Source organism: uncultured Paraglaciecola sp. (assembly GCF_913058035.1).
GTDB lineage: Bacteria > Pseudomonadota > Gammaproteobacteria > Enterobacterales > Alteromonadaceae > Paraglaciecola.
This window is the reverse complement of the sequence record NZ_CAJXPA010000149.1, coordinates 1-11,107: the sequence shown is the minus strand read 5'-3', so window position 1 is coordinate 11,107 and position 11,107 is coordinate 1. Positions and strand designations below refer to the sequence as shown.

Here is an 11,107-nt window from a genome sequence, read left to right as displayed (position 1 = left end):
ATTTTTAATGGATTCCTTAACGTATCGTTAGCAATATTATTGATTAAATTTTTCAATGTTGAGGGCTATAAAAATAATAAACTAGTCAGTTCTTCTTTGGAAGAATCGATAAGATGGTTCTCGCTTGCCACATTATTAGTACCTATTCTTATTCTTATGGTGTTAGAAAGTAGAGACGAGTATTTTAGAATGACTGAGTTGTCCATTAATTCCATTGAAGAGGCGTATGACACGAATTTAAAAACAATAAGTCAGGACATTGAGACAGACATACTGACAAAGAAAAATATTTTAGATGACCTATCAAAAAATAAAAAATTTATTACACTTTTCACACAAAATAAAGTGCGCGATTTTTAACAAAACTTTCAATTATCACTTCAACACTTCGATCACGTTTTACTCGTTAATAATGGAATTGTGGTTGCTGATTACCTTTCTAAAGAAGCAAGTTTCAGTAACAAAATGCTTGGCAAAGACTTATTTTTACAACCTTCTTACAAAGAATCATTGAAAAGTAACCGTGTGGAGATCAGTAGCGCAAATTCTGTAATTGATAATCAAAGAATTATTACAATAGTGACTCCCATTTCAACTGAGCCGTTGCACGATACTTCATTAATAGGCGTTATAACAAAAAAACACATAGCTTCAATAATCAGCAACAGAATTTTGAAATTTGGTCAGTTTAATTTTGAATTATTTGACAATAATTTAAAATTATTTTTTTCTAATCTCCCATCTGTCGAAATCCCCGGAGGACATCCCGGTGTAACCTGGTCTAATTTACCTTTTGAAAACAAAAAAAATTTGTTCCACCTAATTATTGAGGATGAAAATGTACCCACATTAACGAAATGGAGAAATTCATATTTTATGAAAGAAAAAATGATTTCTAATGAATTTCCCTGGAAACTTACCATTTTATCGCCATTAAAAAATCAAGTTGATACGTTGAGTAAAGACTATACATTCTTACTATTTGTGATCTTTGGAATAGTGTTAGTTTCAATGATATTCACCACGTATTTTGCAAGAAAAATTGTTAAGCCACTTGTCGAACTTACAAAAATAACAAATGACATTAAATTAAACCCTGATGTGGATTATATTAATTGGCCTACAAGTTCAGCAACCGAAACAGACTTATTAATAGACGCATTTAAAAATAACCATCAAATTATTTCTCAAAGCTTTCAACAGTTAACAGAACAAAATGTTGAAATAAAACGTTTACTGGGCTACAACAAAGCCATTTTGGAAGCATCCTTAGATGCAATGATTACGATTGACTCCAGTGGTAATGTTATTGATTTCAACAACGTAGCAGAAGATGTATTTGGTTGGAGCTATGATGAAATAGTTGGTAAAACCTTAGCAGAATACATTATTCCTGAAAATATGCGTGAAGCTCATACACGCGGTATGAAACACTTCTTTGAAACAGGTAACGGTCCTGTATTTGGAAAACGATTGGAGCTCTTTGGCTTACACAGGGATGGTCATGTTATTCCGATTGAGATCTCTATTTCACCTACAAAATCAGATTCCGAGCAGATATTTACCGCATTCATAAAAGATATATCTGAAAGGCGTGATAACGAAAATAAGCTAATTAATGCTCAACAATTGTCTAAGCAAGTGGCAGATAATTGGGTCCGATTCATCGATACTGCTAATGCACCTATTTTTGGTATTGATGCAAAAGGTAAGATAAATGAATGGAATCAAAAAGCAGCTGAGATTACGGGGTTTCATGCTGATGAAGTTCGGGGTAAAGACTTAGTTGAAGAATTTATCACTGCGAATTATCGGCATTCAGTTAACGAGGTATTTCAAAAAGCATTACAGGGTGATGAAACCTCTAATTTTGAATTCTCATTACATACTCAAATTAATAATTCAGTCATGATATTACTTAATGCTACGACACGCCGCGATGAGCTTGGAAATGTGGTGGGCGCTGTTGGGGTAGGGCAAGATATTACTGAGCTTGATAGTTACCGCTCTGAAATGGAAGTGAAGGTGACCAAACGGACGCGTGAGTTGAATACTATCTTAACACTAAGTCCAGATGGCTTTGTATTAGTCAGTGCTGATAATTACATTCGTTATATCAATCCTGCTTTTTTAGATATGACGGGACTTAAATCCGATGCATTAATTGATAAACCTGCTGAAATATTTGTTGAATTAATGAACCGCTTATTTGATCCAAATCAAATAGGTGGAAAAATCTATATTGGAGGCGAAGACGTAGAGCAAATTGTCTATCTTTCTGGCCCTAGCGTACGGATTCTCAAAGTTAACCACAGGACAATGTACGGATCGAATGGGTGCAAAGAAGGTGAAGTACTTTATTTCAGAGATGTAACTCATGAAACAGAAGTTGATAGAATGAAAAGTGATTTTTTATCCACCGCTGCTCACGAACTTCGAACACCACTTGCCAGTATTTATGGTTTTTCTGAATTACTAATGGCTCGTGATTATGACAAAAATACATCCTATAAAATACTTGAAACCATTCATCGGCAATCATTAAATCTTAAGCACTTACTGGATGAGCTTCTTGATTTATCTCGAATAGAAGCCAGAGCCGGAAAAGATTTTCATATGGAAGACAACACACTTCAAGACATAGTAGAAGAGTCATGTGTTGAAGTTGAAGGTGCATTTAGTGGCCGAAAAGTGAATGTTCAGATTATGGGGGATTGGCCTGTATTGTCTTTTGATATTGATAAAATGCGTCAAGTATTTAGTAACTTATTAAGTAATGCATTTAAATATTCACCTGAAAGTGAAGACGTTATTTTACAAACAAGCGAGAGAGAAAAGAACGGAAATAAGCAGTTTGGTGTCATCATCATTGATAATGGTATAGGCATGACACCTGAACAGCTTGCCCGTGTCGGAGAGCGATTTTACCGAGTTGATGAATCTGGTTTTATACCGGGTAGCGGATTAGGCGTATCGTTGGTAAAAGAGATAATCTCAATTCATGGTGGAGATGTTGAGTTTTCAAGTGTTGCTGGAAAGGGAACTAGGGTAACTGTATGGCTTCCCATTGTTAACATTAACCCTCAGGTTTAGCTTACATGATATTAACTAAATTTTTAATCCTTTTAAAAAGATCATCTCACTCAATTATTATCTTTATTGCCCTGATTAAATTAACACATGACGTTAACAAAAAACGTGCTATGGAAATCCAAAGCAATGTTCAAGTATGTGTATCGATACATATCTATTGGATCAGCTCATTTTTATTGAAATACCCGATGAAGTTAAAAATAAAAAAATTATTATTAATAGATTAATTTCTGTATTAAATAGAGGAAAAATTAAAAATGATGCCTATTGTTATTATTAAGATCATGGAATTGGGTTGTATTCGTGTTTAAAAATTTAACATTGATGAACAGACTGGCTTTGATTGGTATTTTTTCTACAATTGGGACTTTTGTAGTACTGTTTATAAGTGTCAATAGTCTTAACATTATGACTGAAAGCTTCAAGAAAGTGATCAATCAAGACTCTGCTAAGGCTGCATTGAGCAAAGACATAATGGCAAACTTTCTAGAACTAGATAGAACTGAAAAAAATCTAATTTTGGCACTAACCATTGAAGAAATGCAAAAATACAATCGTCATTTTTTGAATACGAAAGAGGATATCGAAAGCAACATGGTTGAGTTGAAAGTACTCATAGATAAAGAAAACATTTCAGTCTTAGCTGCTCTCAAAACGATTTATGATGAATATGTGGTCGTTTATGAAAACATTTATAACCTAACAATACAAAATTCAAGCGAAAAAGCTAGATCTCTGATACGTGGTGATGCGCGCAACACAATAAAACGCGTAGATAAATTAACAGATGAACTCGCTTTAATTATTCATGATGAAATACTCACTGAATTGTCAAGTATAGATCTAGACAGAGCATCCATAGAAAAAAAGACAAAAGCATTAATATTAATCTCCAACATACAATCAGCTATTTTGAAGTCTATTCGGGATACTGGTCATACCATTTTGTTACTCAATGAAAGTGAAATGTCAGAGATGGCAATACGTTCCACAAAACATTTGGAACAAGTCCATGTGGATGCGCAAACACTCAGGAATATCTCTGATTCAGATAAAAATAAGCAAATTGATAAAATACTAGTCGAACTAAAAAAATATGATGAAGTCCATTCGAAAATACTGACTTTGTCGATGGAAAATTCTAATCAAAAAGCATTGGTATTATCTTCTACAAAATCCCGAGATTATATTTTTAATGCCAGTCGATTAGTTACTGATATATCAACCTATAATGATTCCAAATTGAATGATGCAAAAATCGCATCTGATGATATGTCAGAACAAACTTATACCAATTTAGTGACGGTATTTAGCGTTTTTATTATGACTCTTATTTATTTTAGTATTATCTTGTATCGATACTTCAATGAGAGATTGGCGAGTGTTTATAAACAAGTAAACGCGATAAAAAATGATACATTTGAAGTTCATACACAAGGTCAAGTTTATAGTGATGAACTAGGTACACTAGCAAGCGTTATAAGTGATGCTATAAAACTACTTAGAGAAAACCGTCTTGAGTCTGAAAATCAAAACTGGATTAAAGATGGAATTGCTTTGATTAACACTAGTGTTTTAGGAGATGGAATACTAAAGGATCAAATTGATACGTCTATTAATGTGTTATCTCAGTATGTAAACGCCGGTATGGGAGCATTATACATCTACGACAAGGAAGATAAGGTTTTAAAACTCGAAGGCTCTTATGCTTTCAGCAAACCGTCTGATATGCCGAGTGTTTTCAAACTAGGTGAAGGTTTAGTAGGACAAGTGGCTTATAACAAGAAGCCTATATTGTTATCTAATGTACCTGATGGACGCGTTATTCAAAGTGGCACAACCAGAGAAAAATCATTAAATATTTACATACATCCACTTATTTTTAAAGGGCAGCTTATCGGTGTTATTGAAGTTGCGTCATATGAAAAGTTTAATCCGATAGTACTCGAATATATTGACTCCGCCCTTTTGATTATTGCTGGGTCACTTTATGCAGCCAGGCAAGTTAATATAACCAACGCGCTTCTTGCTCAATCCCAAGCACTTTCAGAAGAATTAGAACAACAATCACTGCAACTAAAATCACAAAATGAAGAGCTAGAAGAACAAACTCAAGAGCTAGAAGAGCAAACTCAAGCTATGTTGAGTCAGCGCTATGAACTTGAAATAAAAAATCGTGAGTTGGAAGCCTCTCAGCTTGAAGTCAATAAAAGAGCACAAGATTTAGAAAACGCAAACCGTTATAAATCTGAATTTTTAGCGAATATGTCACATGAACTCAGAACACCACTTAATTCTATGTTGTTGCTTTCAAATTCTCTTTCTAAAGTAAAAAAAATTGAATCAACCAAATTAAATAAACAAGCTGCAATAATCTACGATGCAGGCAGTAGCCTTTTGGATCTTATCAACGATATTTTAGACCTTTCCAAGATAGAAGCCAAACTTATGACCCTTAATATTGGCGAGACAGACATTAGCTCACTCGTACATGAGATTAAAGAGCTCTTTATGCCTCAATCTGATGCAAAAAATATTGAATTCGAGTCAATCATAGATCCGAGGGTATTGAGAACTTTTTCAACTGATAAAGCAAAACTAATGCAGGTTCTGAGAAACTTCCTCTCCAATGCTATAAAATTTACAGCTAATGGTGGCCGCATTACAATTGAAGTGACATCCAATGTTGAGGAAGATAGGGTTCTCAGACCGATCGTTATTTCAGTGGAAGATAATGGTATTGGTATTGCCAAAGAAAATATCAATCTTATTTTTGAAGCATTCAAACAAGCCGATGGAGGGACCAGCAGGCAATATGGTGGCACAGGACTGGGACTGAGTATATCTAAAGAATTAACAGCCTTATTGGGCGGTAGAATTTTTGTAAAATCAACTATTGATAATGGTTCAACCTTTTGTATTTACCTGCCGATTAAAATTAATACCGATTTAATAGATGAAAATTTAATAGAACATCTTGAATTCGACAATGCACCTTTGGCTATAGATAGAATGGAAAGAAAAAGTCCAGTTTTTACTGCTGATGATAGAGACAAGTTAGAACATCATGATATCGTTATTTTAGTTGTCGAAGATGACACAGATTTTGCTAATATTATTATAGAAGAAATTCATCAGCTCGGGTATAAAGCGATAATCGCCTTTGATGGTAACACCGCAATTTCTCTGGCTAGAGAGCATATACCCACCGCTATTATACTTGATATTCAATTGCCAATCTTAAATGGTATGGAAGTACTAAGAATTCTTAAGTCTGATATAAATGTTAGACATATACCCGTTAAAATTTTATCTAGTATGGAACCACAAACGATCGCCAAGAATTTAGGTGCCATAGATGTTATTCAAAAGCCAATTATAAAAGATGAACTTAACATGTTGATTACTTCTTTGGTTGACTTCGTTCAAGACACTGAGAAGCGCATATTACTTATTGAAGATGACAATGTGCAAGCAGAATTCTTAGAAGAACTTTTAACAGATAAAAATATTTCTGTAACCGTCGTCAATACCGCAAAAAAGGCTTTGAATGAGTTATTAATTAACAAATATCACTGCGCAATTGTCGACCTTAACCTTCCCGATATGAGCGGATTTAAACTTTTAGAGTTAATCGAAGAAAAAAATATAAAGATCCCCGTTATTATTTATACCGCAAGAGACTTAACCAGTGATGAATTGACAAACCTTAGAAAATACAGCGATGCAATTATTTTAAAAACGGCTACATCGAATGAACGATTAGTAGAAGAAGTATCATTATTTTTACACTGTGTTAAAAACTCATTAAATGTGGAAAAGCAGCAACTTCTTTCCCAAGCCATGAACACTGACTTGAGGCTCGAAGGTAAGCGAGTGCTAATGGTAGATGACGACATAAGAAATTTATATGCTTTATCTGCTGTTCTAGAGGTTAAAGGTCTAGATATAACCTCTGCTCAAAATGGTAAGGAGGCTTTAGAGCTGCTTCAAAATACAGAAAAAAAGTTTGATATTGTTCTTATGGATATCATGATGCCAGTGATGGACGGTTACGAGGCAATAAGAGCGATTAGAAAAAATAATAATTTAAAAAACATTCCGATTATTGCGCTTACTTCAAAAGCGCAAGCTGAGGACCGACAGCTTTGTATTGATGCGGGTGCGAATGAATATATGTCTAAACCGATTGATCACGAACAACTGTTATCGCTTTTAAAAATTTGGTCAACATATCAGAGGCCTTATGATGAAGGATAAGGTTCAGAATTTATTGGCATCTATTCATGAATACTACGGTTACGATTTAACTGATTACCATATTGATTTCTCAATAAGGGCAGTAAAAAATGAAATGTCTCATCAGTCAATTTCAGATATCGATACTTTCACTGAGACACTTCTCAAAGACGAGTTTAAACTTAATAGCTTTATCCGTTGTTATTTAATTAATGTCAGTGATATGTTCAGGGATATTGAGCCTTTTAGAATATTTCGAGAGCAAGTTGTTCCTGATTTAAAGTCTTATCCTAGAGTAAGAGTATGGTCTTGTGGATGTGCATCTGGAAAAGAGGCATTATCATTGGCCATAATACTTGAAGAAGAGGGCCTCTATGACAGGACCATAATTTATGGCACTGACATTAATCAAAAAGCGTTAGAAGCGGCTAAAAGAGCAACGTATTCTATTGAGGATGTTATTGGTTTTACCCAAAATTACTACCTGAGTGGTGGTAAAAGAGACTTTAGAAATTTTTACACAATTAACTGGGAAATAAAAACGGTCCACTTTAATCAAAGTTTGCTAAAAAACTTATATTTTTCTGTTCACAATCTAGTGAGTGATAAGGTTTTTAATGAATTTGAAGTGATATTTTGTCGCAATGTATTTATCTACTTTAATGACAACTTACAAAAGCGTTCACTACGTATGTTAAAAAATTCTTTACGTTATCGAGGCTATCTATTTTTAGGTCATAGTGAACATATGAATTTTAAAGGTATCTCTGAACATTTTCGTATGATTGATTCAAAACATAAGACTTATCAAAAAATAAATGATGAGGTGTGTATATGAAAAAATTTAAAATACTCATTATCGACGATATCCAAGAAAATATATTTTCACTGATTACTATTTTAGAGCAAAATCCACATTTTGAATTAAAAGGTATATCTAGTGCAATCAAAGCACTCAGTTATATCGATCAGCAAGTTGTGGACCTGATATTGTGCGATGTGCAGATGCCAAATATGGATGGATTTGAGTTTGTTTCTATCATCAGACTGAGGAAAAAAACAGCAAATATTCCTGTGATATTCGTCAGTGCACACAAAAAAGAAAGCGCGTTTTTTCAGAAGTCGAAGGAGCTAGGGGCAATTGATTATCTTGTAAAACCTATCGATGCGGATGAGCTTGTTCATCGGCTCAATACGTATCATAAATTTGCTATGCGAGAGCATGAAAAAATAAAAGAACTAAATGAGTTAAACAGTAAGCTTTCTCAAAATAACTCGTTTTTACAGTCTTTAGAAGAAAAGGTGACAGAACGAACCCGTGAATTGAATACTATCTTAACTCTAAGCCCAGATGGATTTGTATTAGTCAGTGCAGACAGTCATATCCATTATATCAACCCTGCCTTTTTAAATATGACCGGACTTCAATTAGATAAGTTAATTGGTAAACCTGCTGAAATGTTTATTGAATCAATGGCCAGTTTGTTTGATCCCTCTAAAATGGTTGACGTGAAATGTATTGGTGAAGAAGATGGTGAACAAATGGTTTATCTTTCTCGCCCAACCGCACTTATTCTTCACTGTAACATCAGAACAATGTATGGACCTGAAGGTGAAAAAGATGGCCAAGTCCTTTATTTTAGGGATGTAACCCATGAAATAGAAATTGATAGAATGAAAAGTGATTTTTTATCTACTGCGGCTCACGAATTACGCACACCACTTGCCAGCATATATGGATTTTCTGAACTATTAATGGCACGTGAGTATGACAAAGAAACATCACATAAAATTTTTGACACTATTCACCGACAATCATTACACTTAAAACGTTTACTAGACGAGCTTCTCGATTTGTCGCGAATAGAGGCTCGCGCAGGTAAAGATTTTCATATGCAAGAAAATACACTGCAAGGTGTTGTTCAAGAATTATGCACTGATGTTAAAGGTGCTTTTAGTGGACGAAAAGTGGACCTGCAGACACAAGGGGACTGGCCTTTACTGTCTTTTGATGTTGATAAAATGCGCCAGGTATTGAGTAACTTACTGAGTAATGGGTTTAAATATTCACCAGAAAATGAAAATGTTATTTTACAAACAAGCGAAAGAGAAAAGAACGGAGATAGGCAGTTTGGTGTCAGTGTAATCGATAAGGGAATAGGCATGACCGCAGAACAGCTTGGTCGTGTTGGTGAGCGATTTTACCGAGCAGATGAATCAGGCTCTGTTCCAGGCAGCGGATTAGGTGTGTCACTTGTGAACGAGATAATATCTATCCATGGTGGAAATGTTGAATTTGTAAGCACCACGACAAAGGGAACGACAGCCACGGTGTGGTTACCGATTATAAAGAACGAGATAAAGAGGTAAAAGTGATGAGTAAAAAAATAATTTTAATTGTTGATGACCAAGGTGAATTACGGAAATTAGTTCGTATGACACTAGAGTTTGGTGATTATGAATTACATGAAGCTGAAAACGGTCAACGTGCCTTAGAGCTATCCAAAGTTATTCAACCTGATTTAGTGATTTTGGACGTGATGATGCCTGGTGATATTAATGGTTATCAGGTGTGTGAAAAACTGAAACAGGGGCAAAATGAAAAAGTACCCTATGTGTTGCTCCTTACTGCCCGAGGACAAAAATCAGATGTGGAAGAAGGGGAGCGGGTTGGTGCGGATAATTATCTGGTTAAGCCTTTCAGTCCGTTAGAGCTAATCGACAATGTTAAGAAAGCATTAGAATAAATATTTAATCGAGGTTTGTGAAATGGAAGTTCAAAATTTTACCGGAAATAAAATGGATGTTTTGGTTGAAAAGCTTACATCGTCAAAAATAGAAAGCGAATCTTCCAATGACTTTATTGATGTTGCCAATATAGAAAAAAAAGATTTGCAAGCCCAGCTTTTTCGTTATGCCCAAGACATTCAAAAATTACTTGCAGCGCAAGATATCGCTGCTTTGCATGAAAGCCAAAAAAATGCGGCATATAAACAATTAGAGCGGTTTAATCAGGACTTTATGCTCTTGATGGCACAAAAGGATGCATCTTATAAAGCTCTAGAATCGTCCCATCTAGATACTATAAGGCGCTTAGCGACAGCTGCTGAATTTAAAGATGATGATACGGGTGTCCACATTGTTAGGATGAGTCGAATATCTTCAATGATCGCTCATGCTTATGGACAAGATAAAATTTACTGTGATTTACTAGAACAGGCAAGTCCAATGCACGACATAGGAAAAATAGGCATTCCAGACAGTGTATTAAAAAAGCCTGGTAAATTAACAGAAGAAGAGTGGGTTTGTATGAAAAAGCATCCTGAGTATGGCGCTAATATTTTAAGTGGTTCAGAGGTGCCTTTATTACAAATGGCAGAAGAAGTTGCACTGTCACATCACGAAAAATTTGATGGAAGCGGATACCCATCAAACTTAAAAGGTGATCAAATCCCATTAAGTGGACGAATTGTTGGCTTGGCTGATTTTTTTGATGCACTCACAATGGACAGATGTTACCGCAAAGCATTCTCTGATGAGAAAGCGATTGCGATGGTCAAAGAGAACAACGGAACGCATTTTGATCCAGCAGTTGTTAAAGCATTCTTATCTATTAGTGATGAAATTATTATTGAGCGCAATAGAATTAATGAGGCAAGTTAATTTTTTATTTGATTAATTTTCACTATTCAGGCTGGTGTGCTTTTTTATCACTAATAAGCGTGAGTAGAGTTTCTATAGAGATTTGTATTTTCTAGTACGTACTGCTCTAGAT

At 34.8% G+C, this 11,107-nt stretch carries 7 protein-coding genes; all 7 read left to right on the top strand.

Features of this window, described 5'->3' with window-relative positions; all coding sequences use genetic code 11:
* On the top strand, window positions 1-360 hold a 360-nt coding region (locus QZ562_RS16285; protein WP_293762387.1), incomplete at its 5' end, for a hypothetical protein.
* A gap of 105 nt (window positions 361-465) precedes the next feature.
* Window positions 466-3,093: a PAS domain S-box protein gene (locus tag QZ562_RS16280; protein WP_293762385.1), complete on the top strand. Its 2,628-nt coding sequence runs from the start codon at window positions 466-468 to the stop codon at window positions 3,091-3,093.
* Between the two features lie 303 nt (window positions 3,094-3,396).
* Window positions 3,397-7,353 (top strand): response regulator, encoded by a 3,957-nt coding sequence (locus QZ562_RS16275; protein WP_293762383.1) that lies wholly within the window; start codon window positions 3,397-3,399, stop codon window positions 7,351-7,353.
* The gene (locus tag QZ562_RS16270) at window positions 7,340-8,170 is read left to right on the top strand and encodes a CheR family methyltransferase (RefSeq protein WP_293762380.1); all 831 of its coding nucleotides are present in this window, start codon (window positions 7,340-7,342) and stop codon (window positions 8,168-8,170) included. Before QZ562_RS16275 ends, QZ562_RS16270 begins: the two co-directional genes overlap by 14 nt.
* Complete coding sequence (locus QZ562_RS16265; RefSeq protein WP_293762377.1) at window positions 8,167-9,702, top strand: response regulator; 1,536 nt, start codon at window positions 8,167-8,169, stop codon at window positions 9,700-9,702. The genes QZ562_RS16270 and QZ562_RS16265 overlap by 4 nt, the downstream gene beginning before the upstream one ends.
* Window positions 9,703-9,707: 5 nt before the next feature.
* Entirely contained in the window at window positions 9,708-10,079 is a 372-nt protein-coding gene (locus QZ562_RS16260; protein WP_293762375.1) for a response regulator, read from the top strand.
* A gap of 22 nt (window positions 10,080-10,101) precedes the next feature.
* Window positions 10,102-10,995 (top strand): HD domain-containing phosphohydrolase, encoded by an 894-nt coding sequence (locus QZ562_RS16255; RefSeq protein WP_293762373.1) that lies wholly within the window; start codon window positions 10,102-10,104, stop codon window positions 10,993-10,995.
* Window positions 10,996-11,107: the final 112 nt, after the last annotated feature.